Origin of the sequence: Ruegeria lacuscaerulensis (assembly GCF_013034685.1) — a bacterium.
Classification (GTDB): Bacteria; Pseudomonadota; Alphaproteobacteria; order Rhodobacterales; family Rhodobacteraceae; genus Ruegeria; species Ruegeria lacuscaerulensis_B.
Genome location: NZ_WQGO01000009.1, coordinates 79,995 through 99,727, shown reverse-complemented (window position 1 = coordinate 99,727; position 19,733 = coordinate 79,995). Strand labels below are relative to the sequence as shown.

Here is a 19,733-nt window from a genome sequence, read left to right as displayed (position 1 = left end):
CTCACGGCAGTGCGACCTGCATCAGGATCTCGGCAATCACCTGATCGGCGCTGATCCCTTCGCCATGGGCCTCGTAGGTCAGCCCCAGCCGGTGCCGCAGCACATCTGGCGCAATGGCGCGGACATCCTCGGGGTCGACATAATCGCGCCCGCTCAGCCAGGCATGGGTGCGGCTGCATTTATCCAGCGCGATCGAGGCGCGCGGGCTTGCGCCGACCTCGATCCAGCGGCGCAGATCGTCGCCATAGGCCTCGGGCGTCCGGGTGGCCTGCACCAGATCGGCGAAATAGCGGTCGATAGCGTCCGAGACATGGATTCCACCGATCTGGGACCGGGCGTCAAAGATTGCCTGTTGCGGGATTGGGGCGGTTTTTTCGCCTTTTGCTTTGCTCTGGGCGGCGATCTCTTCTGCGCGGACCAGCCGCACGACCTCAACCTCATCCTCGACCGGAGGGTAAGTGATGAGCACATGCATCAAAAACCGGTCCAATTGCGCCTCAGGCAGGGCATAGGTGCCTTCCTGCTCCACCGGGTTCTGGGTCGCCATGACCATGAACAATGGGGCCATCTTGTGCGTGGTCCCGCCCACCGTGACTTGCCGTTCCTCCATTGCCTCAAGCAAGGCGGCCTGCACCTTGGCGGGGGCACGGTTGATCTCGTCGGCCAGCACGATATTGGCAAAGATAGGCCCGGCCTCGAACCGGAATTCGCCGCCCTTTTCGGTCTGGTAGTAGACATCCGTGCCAGTCACGTCCGAGGGCAACAGATCGGGTGTGAACTGGATGCGACTGAAATCGCTTTCCAGGTTCTTGGCCATCGCCTTGATCGCGCGGGTCTTGGCAAGCCCCGGCAAACCTTCGACCAGCAGATTGCCATTGGCCAGCAAACCAATCAACAGGCGCTCGATGACGTCGCGCTGGCCGATAATGGCCTGACCCATGCGTTCGCGCAGGGCGTCAATATGCGTACGCGGGTTGGGAGTGTCATTCATTCCGGCCATACTTTCGCCCAATCCTCTTTCATGTCGATGATGACCCAGCCGCGGGCGTCCGCCTCATCCAGCCCGTGCACCAGCTTGCCGATATGGCTGTCGCGGTCATAGGCGTATTCGCGGTCGGCATCCGTATGATGCACGATCACGCCAAGCGCCGGGCCGTCGCCTGCGGTGGCATATTCCAGCATCTGGAAATCGCCGTCCGAGTTGCCGCCCACAAAGATCGGACGCCGCCCGATATGCGAGTCGATCCCCACCGGTTTGCCCGCCTTGTCATCCAGAAAGGCGATGCCGGGGCCTTTCATGACCACTGGAACGCCATCCACGACCTCATAGCTGGTGGGCGTGACCGAGCCGACGATGCGGTTGATCGGGATGCCATAGGTCTCGCTGGCGAAGGCGCGCATGAAATGCAGGCCACCGCCCGAGACGATCCAGGTCTGGAACCCTTCGGCCTCGAGGTAATCCAGCAACTCGAGCATGGGGGCATAGACCATCTCGTTATAGGGCCGGTTGGTGTCCGGGTGCCGGGCGGTAGCGATCCAGTCGGCCACATCGGCCTGAAATGCGTCCACCGACAGACCCGAATGGGACACGTTCAGGATTTCCATTAAACCAGCCTCTCCCCCGTCGGCGACGGCGGCCATATCGCCTGCAGCGGCAGCCTTTAGGACATCCGAGGTCAGGATCGATGGGTCCGCCTCAGCCTTTTCCTTCAGGCGGTCGAGTGCGTAGATAAGCTGGAAATAAACCGGCTGTTCACCCCACAGCGTGCCGTCATTATCAAAGGTCGCAATGCGGGCCTCTTCGGGGACGAAATCGGAAGAGTTCGGATCGCTCACCCGTTCGACAAAGTCGATAATGGCGGCTTTGGTGGCGGTGTCGTTCCAGGACGCCAGCGGATCGGCCAGCGCGGGAAAAGAACCAAACGGCAAGGCAGCCACGGCAAAAACATAGCGTTTCATGAGAAATCTCTTTTGTTGCGAAAATGGCGCGGCATCGCTCCGCGCCATGAAGTTTTGTCCGGTCTAGGCCGTTACTGACTGCCGGCTGTTTGCAGGCTTCTCAGGACCTGATCAATTGAGAAGCTGGCCGGTTCCTGACGTGGCGGGTAGTCCTGGAACGTGCCAAGGAACTGCGCCACAATGGCCTGCGCGGGTACCAGCAGATAGGTCCGGTCCAGACGCCAGCGGGAATAGCCGATGGATTCGTCCTGCGCCCGCTCGAACGGGTCGGAATACAGGTCGATGATCTTGGGTAGACGCAAGAAAGTCAGCGGTTCCTGCCAGACGTCGAACCCATGGGCGCGCTGTTCGGCAAAGACCACTTTCCAGCGGTTGTAACGCAGGTTCACCAGATCGCCGCCATCCGAGAAATAGATGAACTCGCGCCGCGGGCCGACCTCAGTTTCCCCTCGGAAATACGGCATGAAGTCATAGCCATCCAGATGGACGGGCTCGTTTTCTTCGCCAAAGGGGGCCTCGGTGAGCATGCGCTCCTTCATGTCAGGATCGCCCAGCGCGGACATGAAGGTCGGGAACCAGTCCAAATGGCTGATGATCTGGTTTGACTTGCGACCGGGCTCAATAACGCCGGGCCATTTGATCATCATTGGAACGCGATAACCGCCTTCCCAGTTGTCGTTCTTTTCACCTCGGAACGGCGTAGTGCCACCATCGGGCCACGAGAACACCTCGGCCCCGTTGTCGGTTGAATACATTACGACGGTGTTGTCGGCGATGCCAAGCTCATCCAGCTTGTCCAGCATCTGGCCGACCATGCCGTCATGTTCGACCATGCCATCAGGATAGACGCCCAGCCCGGTCACGCCCTGACTTTCTTCCTTGAGATGCGTGTGGATATGCATCCGCGTGGTGTTGTACCACAGGAAGAACGGCTTACCCTGATCATGGGCGCGCTGCATGAAGTCCAGTGCCCCGGCTGTGACTTCCTCATCTATGGTCTCCATCCGTTTGCGGGTCAGCGGGCCGGTATCCTCGACCGAACCGTCCGCTGATGACCGGATCACACCGCGCGGGCCGAACTGTTCGCGGAAGGCCGGATCTTTGGGATAATCCTCGTTTTCAGGCTCTTCTTCGGCGTTCAGGTGATAGAGGTTGCCGAAGAACTCATCAAATCCGTGGTTGGTGGGCAGGTGTTCGTCCAGATCACCCAAATGGTTCTTGCCATATTGCCCGGTCATATACCCCTTGGAGCGCATGTATTCGGCAATGCTGGGATCTTTCGGCGACATGCCTTCCTTGGCCCCCGGCAGACCCACTTTCAGCAGACCTGTGCGAAACCCTGACTGACCCGTGACGAAGGCCGCACGCCCTGCGGTACAGGACTGTTCCCCGTAGCTGTGCGTGAACAACATCCCTTCATTGGCAATCCGGTCGATATTGGGGGTTTCATACCCCATCATGCCCTGATTATAGGCGCTGATGTTCCAATACCCGATATCGTCGCCCCAGATGACCAGGAAATTCGGTGTGTCGTTCGCGCCCTGGGCCAACACCGGCGCGCCCAGAGCGGCCAGCGCCAGAACCCCACCGCTGAGCGGACGGGCGGCCCGTTTGACTAATTGTCGGAATAAAAGCAATGTTTGTCTCCCTGAACTCGAAATAACCGGGGGTAGTGCCTTCGGCTTGTGGACATGGATACGATGTCACGCCCCCCGGCTGCCCAAGACGCCTCGGGCTGTGTGATGACAACTTACATCCTGTCCACGCGTATCAAGTGATAGCACATTTCACTTGTCATTTCACGCCAGAGCCGTGCAAAAATTTATATACCTCAATAATTTGCTCCGTCTCCAAAGTAATACATAGATAAAATCAGCATTAACGATGTCAAAACTAAAAACCGCCACCACGACCGCAGCCGGGATGGGACATTTGCCGGACCGGCTGCAAAGCTGCGCCGGACCGGCAGCGGTTGAGCGAGTCTTTGAACGGGCCAACATTCCGATTGATGTGCTGAACGATCGGTTTGTGCGAATCCCGCTATCGGCAATGGTCGGTGTTTTTGCCGAGGCTGAACGCGTGTCGGGCCACCCGTTTTTCGGATTGCATGTCGGGCTTGGCATGTCCGGGGCGGAAATTGGTCCGTGGTTCGAATTTGCCGGTCAGGCCCCTACGTTGCGTCAAGGGATTCATCGTCTTGCGCGGGCCATGCCCCTGTTCCAGAACGGCCCCCGCGTTTGGTTGGTTGAAATGCGCAGCGGCGGAATCATGCGCTATTTCGTCCCGCGCGGTGATGACGTCCCCATCTGCGCCCACAGCGACCACAACATCCCATTGATGCTGGGATTTGTCCGACGCTTCCTTGGTCCTAGCTGGCGACCGCGGTGGATCGAAATTGACTACCCCGACCGAGGCCAAGGGGATGAATTACGCGATTTGTTGCAGTGTCAGCCGCTTTACGGCCGCTCGGCGCTGTCCCTGCCGCTGACCGCTATTGAGTTGGATACGCCGCCATTGCAACACAGCATGGCTGAGGCGTCTATGTGCTGGGCGGATGTTCAGGCAAAAATGACAGCGCCCGGCAGCGACTTCATTATCGCGTTGGAGGCCTGCATCCTGCTGGATATGTTTGAAGGCACCCCTGAACTGGACTCCGTTGCACGTCGCATGAGCATGAGTAAGCGCACTCTTCAACGGCGCCTGACGCTTGAAGGGCAGTCCTTTCGAACATTGCTGAGCAAGGTCCGTCATCGCCGCGCCTTAAGCTTGTTGCGCGATACGGATTTGGGCTTGACCGAGATCGCCCACAGGCTGGGGTATAGCGACATGGCCAACTTTACCCGAGCGTTCAAAACTTGGGTGGGATACGCGCCATCCATTGCCCCGCGCACCAAGGCAACTACGGGCACCAATTCATAAACGACAAGGGGCAATCGGAGCGTTCGGCACGGCTGATACAATTGATACAACATGCGACACAACCCGGACACTTGGACCACATAGCTTACCGCTATTGAACGGCAGATCGGCTCAGTGGCGGCCTGGTTGTGCATGCACCCGCGGGAGGATGGCGGGAAGTTGCCCTCTGATCCCATTTTGCCAGCTGGATTGGAGAGGAACGCTTCGTGATTTGGATTTCGCATAAGGCAAAGGACGGCGGCACGCTGGCCTCGATCGTAAAGCAATATAAAATCAAGGATCAAAACGCGATCCTGAAATATTCCAAGAACAAGAAAGTCTCGGTGCGTCTGAAGAAAGGTGAAGCGCTCAAAAAGGGAGAAGTCGTTTGGGTTCTTAACCCGAAAACAAAGGCTTATGTGGTCTCGGACGGTAAGCGCAATGTTCTGCTGGATGAACGCGGTTACAAAGCTACGGTCAAAGAGGTCCATCGCGTAATGGACCGCGCGCTGGAACATCAGCGGATCAATTTCTACGCTGCCTGTGATCGTCACAATGCCCAGATCGAGATCAACAACCAACAGCGCTATGTCTACACGTTCATCAACGCGGTAAGCCGCGCCGAAGATCCGCGCCCCTACTACACCAAAGCAGCGGCGGCCTACAAAACATTGGCCAAAACCGTCAGCGGGCGCGACTACAAGGGGTTCAAGAAAGCCCTGGTCGCCTGCGACGCGGCTGTCGTGAATTACAACAATGCCGTCATCGCATGGGTTCATGGCCTGATTGATGCCACGGCGAAAAAGATCAAACAGGCGGGATATGTGCGAGCGGCGGGTGAATTCGCGACCTGCGCGCTTATTCTGACCGCCTGCCCTCCGGCCGGGTTGGGCGCAGGGATCGTTCTGAACGCCACAGCCGCCACCGTTACAGGGTTGGCCTTTGACGGCTACGACGCCATTGGCCGTGAAATCGCAGGCGAAAAGCAGATGTCGACAAAAGAAATCAGCGAAAGAATGGTGAAGAATGCGATCACGGGGGCTGCTGCAGGGTTGATTGTGGGTGGGGTAGTCAAACTTGCGCGCCCCTATATCACAACCAGTGCCCTTAGCCCGGCCTTTTTGAAAACGTGGTCGGAACGCGCGGCAACCAGACTCGTGCCCAAGGGCATAATCAACGCCGAATTGAAGATAGCGGCCAAGGTTCTGGAAAAACGCGGCGGGCAGCTTGGCCTTGAAGTCTATATCCGTTCGGTCGCGCCCGAGCGTCTGCTGCCTCTGGCATTGCGCCGTTTTGCAACCCAGCTTGGAACGTCAGCAATGCTGAAGGTTCTTAGCAAAATGGAACTTGAGAAACTGCTTCTGCCATGGCTCAAAAGCGGCCCCAAAGAGCTTATGGGCGAGGACAACGTCAAATTGGGCAAGGCTGCGGCGAAATTCTTAATGGACGCTGGCCTGGGTAGTTCGTTGATGGAAACCTTGCTCAAACGGAACATGGATAAGTTCCGCGAAATCCTGCGCGTGCTGATCATTAAGGAAATGGAAAAAGCCGAGAAATCCGCGGCGTGATCTTTGTTCGTCCGCGACAAATCACTTAGGCTTGGCTACCAGCCCAAAGCGGACTGGATGCATCACATCAGAACGGAAACGTAGTTTTCGACACTGGCTTTGTGCAGGCAATAGGCCAGCAACAGAAAGAAAACAGATGCAGGAACAGCCAGTTCCAGCCCTAGCCGGATGGACTTAGAAGAGCCGTCTCCGGTCGTTTTCAACCCCGGAATAGAAGACTTCCATTCGACCGGAAACAGCTCTGTCAGATATTTGTTCAGCTTAACCATGCTCAACTCTTTAACAACTACACCTGCAATTTACCGGGGGCCAAATTAACCCAATGTTAATCCGTGAACTTCCCCCGTTTTCGGCTATTTTTTGATCCAAATCTGCGGATAATTTTTTGAAAACGGCTTGAATTGTTCCGCTTGGCGCGACGATCAGCACCTCAAACATTGCAAATTACCCTCAAATTCCCGCATGCACGATTCAATAAAACTGTCAGCGGGTATTTTTTAGATCGTCAAGCTGAGGCGGCCAGTGCATACTGACCGCCTCATTGGATTTTGCCTTAAACAATTGAGAATACGGAGTCTTCGTCGGTGCCATCCACGTATATCGTGAAGCTTGCCGGGCTTCCGTCTGCCACGTCACCGTCACCGGTCGGGTCGACGCCATCCAAGGCGTCTTCCCCTGCCGCCAAGGTAAAGTCCAAATCAAAGTCATCGACTTCGATTGTTGTCAGCGTCTGGAAGTTGTTGATCCGTAGCTTGTCGTTGTTGTCGACGCCATCAAACGCGAGGTAGAGCGTGTCATAGGTGCCACTGGGCAGAATCGCGACATCTTCGACCGTCTTGTCGGTTGTGGTCATCTGGGTCAGGTCAATCCGCCCGCTGTCGATCAAGACGGGTGGAACGACGCTGGTATCCCAAGCCTCCCAAACCAGATCCAGTGGATCATTGCCTTGTACGCCACCGCCATTGCCGGTCACGTCCAGCTCGAACCCTGTGGTTGTTGCCGAGTTGATGTTGGTGATCTCGATGACCTCGTTGATCTCGATATTCCCGTCGCCCATTCCAAAGCCACCGCCACTGTTCGGGTTCAAGCGATAGTCGCCATCGCCTGCTTCGGTATTGAAAGAGGCCCCCAGATTGTATGAGGTCTGGCCATTGGTCATACCTTCAACAACACTCCCGGAACCACCGTCGAACGTAAGATTGCCGAGGTTAGTAAAGATAAACTCATCTTGCGGCGCACCGGCGCTGACCGCGTCAAAATCGAGGTCCAGCAGGTCCGAGGGCGGATCAAGAAGCATGGTGAACTGGTAGGATCCGGTATTCGAACCAGCACTGTCGTTCAGTACCAGAGTGTACAGATCCTGATCATCCAGCGTTCCGCCGTCTATCGTCCCCGTGACGGTTTGTGTCATCGGATCATAGACCGAGTCGACATAAACCTCGCCGCCCGGCGCATCGGGATCGCTGTCGTACAACATGAAACGCGCGGGAACGGCTGTCACCGACAACGTCGCCTCATCGGCACCTTCAAAATAGTCGAACGTATCCGACGTGGTGTTGTTTGTGTCGGACGAGAATGAGACCGGAGCACCCACTGTGTTGCCTTCGACGTCATTGTCACTGGCTTCATCCGCAACCGGGGAATTGCCCAGATAGGGGCTGTCATCCTTGACGTCAATTGTAACCGTCAGCGCCTTGGAGCCTCCATTTCCGTCCAGCACATAGACGGTGAACATTTCCTGTTCGGTTACGCCGTCCGTGTCATGTTCGGCAGAGCCGGTCAGCGTATACGTCACCGTTCCGTCATTGTTGATCGCCAATGTCCCATAGAGCCCCGCGATCTCGTCGCCAGGGGTATAGTTCATCGCGGCTGATGTGCTGGACAGAAACGGCATGTCATTTGTGTCCGGGTCGCTGATGTTCAGGTCAATCGTTTGGACAATGTCTGAATTGCTCCCCGAGTCGGGTATTGTGTTCGGTTCGGGCTGTGTTCCAGTGGACAAGCCACGTTCATAAACCGTCGCCGACCCGTTCGAACCGTTCGGGCCGTCATTCTGACCCTGAACCTCAATCGTGACCGTCGCAGAGTCCGAGGCGCCCTCTCCGTCATAGGCAATGTAGTCGAACTCGATATAGGCGGTTTCGCCAACACCCAGGCTTTCAAACTCAGCATTGGGGTCATAGTCGAAGGTGCCGTCTGCGTTGAAATCGACCAAAATACCGGTGTTGCCCGCAATGGGGTTGCCCATGTCATCCACGCGCGTCAGGGCGCTGCCGATATCTGTAGACAATTCAGCAGCAATCAACGGCGCGTCATCGACATCTGTGTCATTGCCCAACACAGTTGCCATACTGGTTTCACCCGCGTCTTCGCTGATGGTCCGTGTGTCGTCCACAGCGTCGGGCGCCTCATTGCCGGGCAAAACAGTGACGCGGACAACGCCCGTATCTTCACCGCCATTGCCATCGCTGACTGTGTATTCGAACGTATCGATGCCAAAGAAGCCTTCAGCAGCGGTGTAGACCAACTCGCCAGTGCCCGCATCCAGTTGAACTGTGCCACCGGTATCGGTCGTGATCATCAACCCGTCGCCCAGTGAATTGTCCGAGCCACCTGCCGGGCCGGCTTCATCCGCGATGTCTGCAATTCCGATGACCTCAAGGTCAAGCTTGTCAGCCGTGGGCCAGATATCCACATCCGTGTCGTTGAACACGACATCAATACTGACATTGTCGGTCGTGTCCTGATCGAACTCGACCGCGTCATCGACCGCGTCCGGGTCATCGTTTTCGCCGAGGATCATGACGCTGACCGTCGCCTCATCCCCGTCCTGGCCGTCATTGGCCTCGTAGGTGAAGGTGTCGTAGACGATGGCCCCTGCCCCCAACGAGTCGAACCCGTTGGTCAGCGTGACGTCACCATCAGTCATGTCACTCAGCGTTGGGTCGGTGCCATCGGTGTCTATATACAAAACGCCATGATAGCGGGCGTCATAGGTGAACGTTCCATTCGTCTTAAAGTCGAACAGCGGGTTCTGAGGATTGCCGGTGATACTGGCCGCCAGGCCATCCCCATCGGTATCCGTATCGTTGTCCAGAACACTGTTGCTTGGATTAACCTTTAGAACATCGTCTTCGCTGACAGAGAATAAACCGATGTCGTCCATTGCGTTAGGAATAGCCATTATTTTGCCCCCAAAATAAAAACAAAAGCAGTCTTGGCCGCACAAGCTACCAAGCCGTACAGCGCGCAATTCGCCAAACTCGTGACGCGCAAATTTTGTGACTGTGCCGTTCAACATCTGACGCGATGTCAATAAACTCCAGTAAACGGCACCCTGTTGGCTCTTTAGGTCTAATTACCCAGCCTCGCCCCGAGAGTATCAAAAAATCCATTTCAATTCAAATGATTGAAAGCGCAGGTCGAGTTGACAGGCCTTGCAAATAACGCTTGCTCTATACGTTACAAACCATTCAGGGTTCAAATAGGCCCAATCTGAATACCAAGCCAAATTAGGCGCTTACCCCAAACTTCCCGTATCAGACCATCTGCAATTTCGCGGTGCTTCTCAATCTATCCCCGGTTTAGGACTGCCGAACCTATAGCCTAATTATTGCCACAATTTTGCCCAATTTTTGCCGAATTTCTCGAGCCCATAGTCTCAAGTTGATTCGAAACACTGCGCGTTACTTTATGCCTTTCACACGTCGTGAAATGTCTGGTCAGTATTGCTGTAAGCCGGGCCTATTTTTCGCGAATTCAATTCGGAATTCTGCCCCCATATCTGAAGGCTCAACCTTCAGCGTGGCCCTATAGCCTTCGAGGATCGCGGCAACGATCGCAAGACCCATTCCAGTGCCGCCTTCTTCGCGACGCGTTGTGAAGAAGGGCTCGGTTAGCCTGTCTGCGTCGTGTTGTGAAATCCCTTCACCGTTATCCAGAACCCGCAGGACACTATCAGAATAAGACAAGATCACCTCGGTAGCACCGTGGGACCTTGCGTTCTGAGCCATGTGCAGCAAAACAACCTTCCCGTGTTCCTCTGACAACGGCAGCATCAGGTTCTGACCCTCGGCAATCCGAATTTCCAGCCCTTCCACAGCGGGCAGCATGGCAGGCAACAGACCCGGACCCGATTTCGGGGCTTGCCGCAACTTGCTTAGCTCACGCAGCCGGCCCAGTAGAGTGTTCATGCGCGCAGCTTCGGTCTGGATATTGTCCAGCAGCCCGGCGCGATCTTCAGGCGACAGCGCAGGTTCGGACAAAAGCTCAGCGGCTCCAGCGATCGAGGTGACTGGGGATTTCAGTTCATGCGTCACGTGATCGGTATAAATCGCAATCTCACGTGATCGGGCCTGCAACGTATCGGCCATCGACAACATGCTTTCACCAAGATCGGCCAGTTCCCGCATCCCGTAATGTGCAAGCGGGTCCGAGACAGGGGTATCCCCCGAAGCCACCCGGCGCGCCTCATCCCGCAGGCCCCGAACCGGACGGGACATCAACCGGTGCAAAAGCCATCCGATCAATGCAGCACCGCTTAGCGTGAACAGCGCCATTATGATCAGCGCGTCTCGTTCGCGGTACAGAAATTTGCTGAGGTTCAGCGGCGTGCGGGACAGCAGCACAACCCCGATCACACGATTCTGTGCCAGAACGGGATAGGCCACGAACACCCGAAACCCCGTATCCCGACTGATCGAGGTCAGCGGATGGCGGTCAAATTCATCTGCACGCGCCCGCAACGCCGTACCGACACGACCAGTCAATGCTTGCTGCACTTCGGCCAAATCGGCGAAAGCACGCAACCCCGCCTCGCCGGTGCCCTGCCCCTGATGGTCCAGAAAAATCACCCCGGCCAGTGTGCTCTTGCCCGCAGACCGGGCCAGATCGGCCATGCCCGGCAAAACTGTTTCATGACGCGGATCGGATATCGCCCCGACCTTTGGTCCCTCCGGCAGTGGCGGAAGAACCCGGTCGCGGCGCACGTTTATCTGGGCCCGGATGGGGCGGACCTCGGCGGCCCAAAACTCTTGCATTTCGGGCGCAAGTTCAGGGCCGATCTCGGGTCCGTCCATGGCCTGAAAGCGGGTGCGATAAATCTCTGCGTAGACTGCAGCCTGTTTCAGCAGCACCTGTTCGGTTTCCCGCACAAACTGGTTCGAGGTTAGCTGCACCGTCATCATGGCCGCCAGCGGAATTGAGACCAAAGCCACACAAACCAGCGCGACGACAAACGCCATCGACGGGCGCCATTTTCGGCGGATCGTGCCTATCTGTCGCACGTACATGCGCCCAGCTTGATACCGACGCCGTGGACCGTCTGGATGATATCTGCGCACCCGGCCTGAGACGCTTTGGCCCGAATGTTACGCACGTGGCTATCAATCGTGCGCCCGGACAATTGCGTGCCTGTCCCATACAGTTTTTGGGCCAACGCATTTCGGTCATGCACCTGATCGGGACGCTCGGCCAGAGAATACAGCAACTGAAACTCGGTCGCCGTCAGATCGACCGGCGTGGTCTCGATGCGGCAGGTGTGACCGGCCATGTCCAGCTCCAACCCGCCCGTGCGCAAAGGGCGCGAGGCCGAGCGGCGGCCACGGGACAGAATGGCCTTGATCCGCAGCACCAGTTCACGCGGGCTGAAGGGTTTGGCGACAAAATCATCGGCACCCAGTTGAAAACCCAGAACCCGGTCGATTTCGTCATCCTGCGCGGTCAGGAACAGGATCGGCAGGTCCGATCGCGCCCGAATGGCCTTGCAGCATTCAAACCCATCCATCTGAGGCATCCCGATATCCAGCAGCACCAGATCGATCGGTTCACGTCCGACATGGGTCAGCGCAGCCTGCCCGTTCGCGGCTTCGGTTGTACGCATACCCGCCCCTTTCAGGGCGATGCGGATCACATCGCGGATCTTGGGGTCATCATCAACAATCAGGATATGCGCTTCCATAAGAAGGTTCTGACAAGCGATCCGGGCGATGTCCATATCAACCTGCACGATCAGCGACCTCATACCCGTCGCGCCCGCCGAGGACGCAGACCCAATACGGTCATGGCCGCGACCATGATCAGACCCAAAATCGCCTGCGGCTCGGGCGAGGATGACCCGGCGAAGCCCTGCGAGGGATAGGCCGCGGCTGTCACACCGGACACCATCGGCAATGGGACATCGGCCTGCACAGCCATCTGCCCGCTGTCATTGACGATTTGCTGCGACACGGCCACGAATGAGGTGTTCCGGGTTTGCAGCGAATAGGCCAGCCCCAGACGTGTGATCTCGGCCTCGGCCTGCCCGGCGCGATCCCCGACCGCGATCTGTCGTTCCAGCACGCCGATCCGGTCGCGGGCCCAGATCAGCGGCAGTGCGGCATCGCCCTCGGTTTCGGTCAGTGACAGCTTGACCGGCATCTGCGCGGGGCGGCCTTGCACCAGCCCTTTCAACGTGATTTCGCCCTCAAAAGCACCGTCGTAGCGCGCCATCAAGCGTAGGCCGTTGCCCGCAAACAGATCGGGCAGACGTGCTGGCGTAACATCCTGCACCTCCAATCCGCCCCAGTCGATCTCAAGATCTGTCAGCAGAGGCGACTTGAGGTTTGCAGCCAGAGTCTCTGCCACTTCAAGCGCGTCTTCGTCCAGCGCGACATAGCGGGAATAGCCGCGCCCCTCTTCCGCCATGGAGTCCAGAAGGTAGCGGTTCACGGCGTTGCCCACCCCGAAGGCATAGATACGGACCTGACCGATTTGGCCACGAATGGTTTTGAGAACCCGCGCCTCGTTGCCGATATAGCCGTCGGACAGAAAGACCACGATGCGGATCGCGCCCTCGGGCGAGTCGGTCGCAAAGGCGGCGCGAACCGCATTGTCGATCTCGGTCCCACCCCCTGTGGACAGGCCGCGCACAAAATCACGCCCCTTGCGGATATTCGACGGGGTTGCGCGGGTCGAAGTGTTCGAAAAATGCCGTGCCGTGTTGGAAAACGGGATGATGCGGAAATGATCCCCCTCCCGCAGCCCTTGCAAGGCAGCATCCATGAAGCGTTTACTGGCCTTCATCGGCTCCCCGCCCATCGAGCCGGAGGTGTCCAGCACAAAGACCAACTCGCGCGGGGTTGCTGTGGCCTCGTCCGGGACCGCCGGGGGTTCGATCAAAACCGACAGGAAGCCACCGCGCTCGTCATGATGGGACAGGGTTGCCGCCTGCAACTCCGCCCCACCCAGCGTATAGCGCAGCACCAGATCGCGGTTGTCCATGACTTTGCCATCGGCAAACCGGGCAGTCAGGCTTTCTTGGTCCTGATCGATTTGCAACGGATGGGTCGGGCTGTGAAACCCAGATAGCTCAACCCCAGCAGTCAGAGAGACATCCAGCGAGACCCGCTCGGACGTCACAGTATCGGGCAGGTCCAGCCCCGCGACCGGAGGATAGGCGGGGATCGGGCTGACAGACCACGTGGCGTTTTCCAGCGGAATGTCCTCGGCACTGGCCAGCTCAGGCCGAGGAGTGTCTAGCGGGCTTTGATAGCGCGGGCCGACGATCAGAGGGATCACCATCTCATGCTGGCCGTCGATCTTGGGCACCATCTGGACGTAGCGCAACGTTACCTCGACCGGACGCCCCGGCATCAGGTTGGCAATCCTCTGCGTGAACATGTTGGGGCGGTGCTGGGTCAACAGCGCAGCCGCCTTGCCCTCGGACGCGGCCTGATCGAACTCTGCCTCGGCCTGTGCTTTTTCACGGATCACGGCCCGTACCAACTCATCGCCTACGCGCATCTCCATCCCGTAAACGGCGGCTTTTTGGTTCAGGGGGAACAGGTATTCAGCCTCGACCGGAACCATCGCTGGGTTCTGGAACGTCTGCCGCAGTTCAACTGTCGCCATATCGCCCTGAATGGTGACATGTAGGGCGCTGTCCAGCAGGGGCAGATCGAAAACCCGGTCGCCAGCATGGGCGACAACGCGCCCGGCCACGTCGGCGGGGTCGGGTTTGGCCGCGGCCACCATCGGCCAGACAAGTAGGATCATCACAGGGAAAAGGGCACGCATTTGGATCTCCTGAGCAAGGGTTACAAATCAAGGGCGGCTAGAACCGCAGCCTCATAGGCGGCGCGGTCCGAATCTGACATGGATTTCGGGGTAATGCGCTGGATCGAGCGCCATTCGCGGGATGAGCCGTTCAGCCAGCTCCAGACGGCTTCGCCCACGCCAGCGGTGCGCTGACCATCGCCCGAGACAAAGCTGACCGCGACCGTCCAGACCTGCCCGTCCGGGCCCGTTGCTTCGTAAACCGAGCTGGGCAGCGGATCGAACCGGGTGCCCAGAAACCGCACTTGATAGCCCATACCAAGCAGGCAGGCGGCCGGAGAATGCAGGTGGCGCAGGGGCGAAGTCGTGCGTACGACATTCACCCCCATGGGGCCGAACTGTACTTTGCGCGCCGTGCCGCCATAGGTCGCGAAATAGGCGCGTTCAACGTCAGAGAGTGCGACCTCTTGCGCGGGGTGTCCCAGCAACTGACCGGGCAGTTCGGTCGGGGGCACCAGAGCGGATTGATCGACCGGCGCGCGCGGGGCACTGACGATTGCCAGCGACAAACCCAGCGCCGATACAACCGCTGGGAAATGCAGGACGCGCGGCAGGGAAAACGTTGTGATCCGCGCAGGTCTGGGCCGGGCGGGTTTCGGACGGTACAGCAGCACAACCGTCAAGGCGATCAGCGCCAGTGTCCCCAGCCCGATCAGGCTGTGCAACGTGGGGGCCATCGTGTCGACCCCTTGCGCCAAACCCGCCGCCAGCAGGGTGATGCGCAGGCCATTGCCCAGCACCGTTGCTGCTGCGATTAACAGACCTTCGCCCAGTGCGGGCAAAAACGCCGGACGGTAAAACGTATTCAGGCAGGCCCAAAGGCTGACAAGCTGCAACAGACCCACCGCGCCCGAGCAGGGCAGATCGACCAGAACATCCACGCCGCCCACACGCAGCCTGACACCTTCGCATAGCAGGTCCGGGAAAAAGGGCGACAGCATTGCGCACGCCACGTGGGCGGACATCACCTGCAACGGAAACCCTGCCACCCGCTCAAGGATCGGTCCAAGCGGCAGGCAGAACAGAAACAGCGCCGCCAACCACATGGGCGACAGCGCAATGCGTCGCTGATCCAGTCGCAGGAAAACGGCCAACGCAAAGACATCCAACGCCAGAGCCAATGCGCTGAGGATATTGATGGCCAGCACCTGCCCCCCCAAGCGAACGCAGGCCGCACCCAGGAAGACGGCAAAGACCCGCCCGCGCCGGTCCGGCCCCTGCGGGCGAGAACTTGTCAGAGACAGAAGCACCAGACCGGCCAGCAGCAGGCCGTACAGCGCGCCATAGGATTGGTAAGACGGATCGCGCCAGCTTTGGATCAGCCACAGGACGGGCTCGATCGCCAATACGGCGGATGCAAGGGCCAACCCGGCCCACAGTAGGTAAGATCGGTTATGTTCCATACCGCCTTGTCACACCTTGATGTGCAAACCAGCGGCGGATGTTGTGCAGGATTTGTGCAGATCAGGCGGGGGTGCCGCCTTGGGTCATGACTACGCCCGACGCTGGGCGCCAACCCAAACAGGAACTGGTTGATCGACCGCTGTGACTGCCCGCATGGATTGAACCGCAAAGGTGGCCCAGCTACGCAGTTGCAACAAAACCATTGCACCTCCGATCACAATGGTCGCGCCGATCAAGGGTGAGGCCGCAACCTCGTAACTTTGCGTGCCGGCGACCCAAACGGCGAAACCCAGACGCGTTACTGCGACAGCATCTGTCACGCGGGCTAGTTTGGGCAGAAAATACGTAGACACAGCCGTCGCGAACACGATCATCGACATATATAGCAGCCCGGTGAACACCGGCAGGGGCATCCCGAAACGTGTCACCTCGATATGGGAGTACAGGACATATCCGGCAGAAAACGCCAGAAACGCAATCGCGTAGAGTCGCCTTTTCTGACTGTCGATATGTCCAATGATGCGCTTCACAGCAAAGACCCCCTGAACCTTCATGAAGATCTTTGTGCGCCCTGATTTTGCGGATCATCTGACCGAATAAGGGCGGAAATTTGGCTTTGTGCCGCAAACCCTGCGAAACCGCTAATAGGATGCCGAGATCATGTCCGCGTAGTTGTCTGCCAGCATTCGCGCATCGGTGCGGTCGAATTTCACCGTCGGCAGGGCTTGCATATCAATCAGCGCCGCGTTGTCGAACAGTTTGGCCAGATCGACATCAAGATTTATCTGCGTCTCCCCTGCCCGCGTCATGTCTGCCGGAACCAGAACCGAGACCTCGCGGGCGTTCTCGGAGAACCCAACATGATAAACCAGTGGAGAAATGGCTCCATCCACATCCAATGCACCCTCGAAGAGAACGAATTTATACCCGACCTCCCAGTTCCACGCCATCTGGCTGTTGGGGTCCAGATCGCCCCGCGCAAGGATCGACCCGTTGGCGTCCGGGTCCACGCCGATCAAAAAGCGCAGTCCCTCGATCCGGCGCAGTGGCACATCGGACAGAGTGATCACATAAGATCTGTCCGCATTGTCGAACCGGGCAAGGTAATAGCTGTCGGGCTCCACGAACTCTTCATCGCCAGAGGTCAAAACCAGATTACTGAGGTAAAACCGAAAATCTCGTACCCGAAACGCGCCGGGTCCAGCGGGGTTGTCATACATGAACTGGTCGAAGGTCAGCGGGGCCCCGTTCATGGTCGCCCGCAGCGTGACGGTGACATCGGTCGTGCGTTTGGGGCCAGGGACGAACACAATCCATCCGATGGCAAGCAACACCAACAGACCGAAACCGGACATGGCTTGCAGGCGGGACATCATGAGCCTCCTTCAAACGGATTGGAAAAGGCAGGGTCGGTCAAAAAAACTTCGTCGGTCAGCGTATGTAGAAAAGCGATGATTGCGTCGATTTCCTCAGGTGTCATGCGCAGGCCCACCGTATCCGACGGGGTGTCAGGGGCGTTATCGGCTTCAAGGATCAACGGGCTGAGCGTGTCGCTGACGACAATGCCGTCATTATAGTGATTCATGACATCTCGCAGCGTCTCGAACCGGCCGTCATGCATATAAGGAGCGGTCACGGCAATATTGCGCAGGGTTGGAACCTTGAAGAACCCTTTGTGAGCAGGGTTTCCCGTGACCGCCATCAAACCAGGTGCCAGCGTGTCCTCTGGGTCGAGCCCATTGTTCGAGAACCCGTCCAGCGCGTCCCGAAACCCCGAGGTCAGGAACTGACTGTGGCAATCAATGCAATTCCCGCCGCGCAGGGACACTTTGGTGTCAGGATGGGCCATGAACAATTTGCGCCCATGTTCTTCCTGCGCGTTCAACCGCACCTCACCGCGCAGGTATTTGTCGTATTTGGAATTGTCCGAGATCAGCATCCGCATGAAACTGGCCAACGCCCGGGCGATGTTGTCGGCGCTGACTTCACCATAGGCGCGGCGAAACATGCGACGATAGCTAGACGAGCTGGACAGCTCTGCAACCAGCACGTCGATATCCTGCCCCATCTCTTCGGGGTGCTGGATCGGCATCAGCGCCTGCTCTTCAAGCGAGGTCGCACGGCCATCCCAAAAGAACCTCTCCTGCCCCCAAAGCAGATTGACCAGGCTCATGGCGCTGAACTCCAGCTCACCGCCCGATAAGGCCGGAGATCGGGAACGCCCGTCGGTGAAAGCCATCGCCTGAATGTGGCAAGTGGCGCAGGACACTTCGTTGTTCGCGGATAGAATAGGGTCGTAGAACAGGTGCCGCCCCAAGGCGAAACCTTCCTGAGTCAGCGGGTTATCAGGCGGCACGGCAAACCGCCCGAACACAAACGGCGCCGAGAAGTCGGCGATGGGTGTCGCCACCGGATCGCGGATGAAGTCCCGGATCAGCCACCCCGCCGCGACCAGAATCGCAGCGGCGGCCAGCAGAACGATCACCCGAGGCATGGGCCACCCGATCCGTTAGTGGTGATGCACAAAGCCCGAACCAAACAGACCCTCAACGTTGTCCACGCCCTTGTTGTAGCGTTCCTTGAAATTGACTGTCCCGATACGTTCACCGGTTTCCAGATCATGCACCGAAATCGTGTGCGCGTTCAGAGAAGCAATGAAATCCACATCGGTCGGGTCATTGTCCGCACCGTTGCCCAGATTGAGCAGATTGTTCTGAATCGCGATCAACTCGCGCCCTGAGGCGGAGGTGAAAAAGATCATGTGATGTGCACCGGGATCGGTCACGATGTCGGGGCCGCTGGACACCAGGTCCGGCAGTGCGCCCAGTTCGTACCGTTTCACCACACCGGGCAAAGCGTGCGAAATGAACAGCTCATCCTCGGTGCCATAGAATTCCAAGGGCACGGCAGTGTCATTGGCGACACCGCTATAGATGACCTCGGGCGCGCCAAAGGTCTTGGCCTTGGCGTCATAGGGGATTTTCCACGTCTCGAACCCGAACATTGTATTGGCCAGAATGGCCGGTTCGATATCGGGGTGAATGCTGGGCCGCGCGAACAGAACCTCGACCGGAGAAGACGGGAAGTTCAGCGGCTTTTCATTCTCGACGGTGATGTTCTGGATAGGCTCCAACGTGTTCAGATCAATGATCGTCAACGCGTTCCCAACACCAGTAGCCAAGTCAGGATGCACGGTCGATGTCACCACCATACGGTCGTCAAACGCCGAAATGCCGTGCGGGTACATGATATACGGGGCACCTTCGCCGATCTGACTTTTGCGGGCTTCGATGATTTTGACCACGGCGTTGGTTTGCGGATCAAACACCCCGACCGAGCCGCCATCATCACCACCAGTGCCCCCCATGAAGGTGACAAACATGTATTCCTGCCCGTTCGAATTGGCCCACATGATATCTTCGCCCACGATCTGGCCCTGCGTGTCCAGACAGGTGATGCCTTCGATCACCGGCGCACCGCCAGCGTCCCTCGACAAGCCAATCTCGGCCAGACTGCACGCCGGATCGAGCCCGGTGGAATACAGCCTGCCGTTCGGGCTATAGTAAAGGTGATGCAGAGGGTGCTCGATATCGGGTTGCTCAACCTCGCTGAGAATTTCTCCAAAGCGATCAGATTCCGGGTCCAATTCAACAATGGCAACGCTGTGATGGGTATCCAGCGTCGGCAACCCGCGCAGCAACACCATGCCATGGCTTTCTTCACGGGTCTGCGCGTAACTGGCTGAAGTGCTGACGACCAACCCTGCCGCAAACAGAATGGTTGCTCCAAATCCCATGTATTTCATAGCCT

Annotated in this window: 15 protein-coding genes; 2 read left to right on the top strand and 13 right to left on the bottom strand. The window is 58.0% G+C overall.

All coding sequences use genetic code 11. The features are described 5' to 3' along the window. Position 1: 1 nt before the first annotated feature. From GOV80_RS19405 to GOV80_RS19395, 3 genes are all read right to left on the bottom strand, one after another. Positions 2–1,000 (bottom strand): AAA family ATPase, encoded by a 999-nt coding sequence (locus GOV80_RS19405; RefSeq protein WP_473774199.1) that lies wholly within the window; start codon positions 998–1,000, stop codon positions 2–4. Continuing rightward, positions 988–1,959, bottom strand: coding sequence for an HAD family hydrolase (locus GOV80_RS19400; RefSeq protein ID WP_170787211.1), 972 nt, complete (start codon positions 1,957–1,959; stop codon positions 988–990). The genes GOV80_RS19405 and GOV80_RS19400 overlap by 13 nt, the downstream gene beginning before the upstream one ends. A gap of 71 nt (positions 1,960–2,030) precedes the next feature. Then, positions 2,031–3,596: an arylsulfatase gene (locus tag GOV80_RS19395; protein WP_174819508.1), complete on the bottom strand. Its 1,566-nt coding sequence runs from the start codon at positions 3,594–3,596 to the stop codon at positions 2,031–2,033. Positions 3,597–3,843: 247 nt separating this feature from the next. Between GOV80_RS19395 and GOV80_RS19390 the strand changes: the two genes are divergently transcribed. Then, positions 3,844–4,878 carry a helix-turn-helix transcriptional regulator gene (locus GOV80_RS19390; protein ID WP_170787209.1) on the top strand — a complete coding sequence of 345 codons (1,035 nt, stop codon included), beginning with the start codon at positions 3,844–3,846 and terminating at the stop codon, positions 4,876–4,878. A gap of 206 nt (positions 4,879–5,084) precedes the next feature. Further along, positions 5,085–6,425, top strand: coding sequence for a hypothetical protein (locus tag GOV80_RS19385; RefSeq protein ID WP_170787207.1), 1,341 nt, complete (start codon positions 5,085–5,087; stop codon positions 6,423–6,425). Between the two features lie 62 nt (positions 6,426–6,487). Here the strand turns inward: GOV80_RS19385 and GOV80_RS19380 are convergent, their stop codons facing one another. From GOV80_RS19380 to GOV80_RS19335, 10 genes are all read right to left on the bottom strand, one after another. Continuing rightward, positions 6,488–6,694, bottom strand: a complete 207-nt coding sequence (locus GOV80_RS19380; RefSeq protein WP_170787205.1) for a hypothetical protein — start codon at positions 6,692–6,694, stop codon at positions 6,488–6,490. A gap of 284 nt (positions 6,695–6,978) precedes the next feature. Beyond that, positions 6,979–9,609 (bottom strand): Ig-like domain-containing protein, encoded by a 2,631-nt coding sequence (locus GOV80_RS19375; RefSeq protein WP_170787203.1) that lies wholly within the window; start codon positions 9,607–9,609, stop codon positions 6,979–6,981. A 538-nt stretch (positions 9,610–10,147) separates the two neighbouring features. Beyond that, positions 10,148–11,668, bottom strand: a complete 1,521-nt coding sequence (locus GOV80_RS19370; protein ID WP_170787201.1) for a histidine kinase dimerization/phospho-acceptor domain-containing protein — start codon at positions 11,666–11,668, stop codon at positions 10,148–10,150. Positions 11,669–11,697: 29 nt separating this feature from the next. After that, a complete protein-coding gene (locus tag GOV80_RS19365; RefSeq protein ID WP_336510179.1) occupies positions 11,698–12,447 on the bottom strand; it encodes a response regulator transcription factor in 750 nt (249 codons plus the stop codon). Beyond that, positions 12,444–14,480 (bottom strand): VIT and vWA domain-containing protein, encoded by a 2,037-nt coding sequence (locus GOV80_RS19360; protein ID WP_170787199.1) that lies wholly within the window; start codon positions 14,478–14,480, stop codon positions 12,444–12,446. Before GOV80_RS19360 ends, GOV80_RS19365 begins: the two co-directional genes overlap by 4 nt. Positions 14,481–14,500: 20 nt before the next feature. After that, complete coding sequence (xrtT, locus tag GOV80_RS19355; protein ID WP_170787197.1) at positions 14,501–15,922, bottom strand: exosortase T; 1,422 nt, start codon at positions 15,920–15,922, stop codon at positions 14,501–14,503. A 90-nt stretch (positions 15,923–16,012) separates the two neighbouring features. Continuing rightward, positions 16,013–16,453: a hypothetical protein gene (locus GOV80_RS19350; protein ID WP_170787195.1), complete on the bottom strand. Its 441-nt coding sequence runs from the start codon at positions 16,451–16,453 to the stop codon at positions 16,013–16,015. A gap of 111 nt (positions 16,454–16,564) precedes the next feature. Next, the gene (locus GOV80_RS19345) at positions 16,565–17,296 is read right to left on the bottom strand and encodes an MbnP family protein (RefSeq protein ID WP_170787193.1); all 732 of its coding nucleotides are present in this window, start codon (positions 17,294–17,296) and stop codon (positions 16,565–16,567) included. Then, positions 17,296–18,417, bottom strand: coding sequence for a cytochrome-c peroxidase (locus GOV80_RS19340; RefSeq protein WP_170787191.1), 1,122 nt, complete (start codon positions 18,415–18,417; stop codon positions 17,296–17,298). The genes GOV80_RS19345 and GOV80_RS19340 overlap by 1 nt, the downstream gene beginning before the upstream one ends. Before the next feature lie 15 nt (positions 18,418–18,432). Continuing rightward, positions 18,433–19,728 (bottom strand): hypothetical protein, encoded by a 1,296-nt coding sequence (locus tag GOV80_RS19335; protein WP_170787189.1) that lies wholly within the window; start codon positions 19,726–19,728, stop codon positions 18,433–18,435. Between the last annotated feature and the right edge of the window lie 5 nt (positions 19,729–19,733).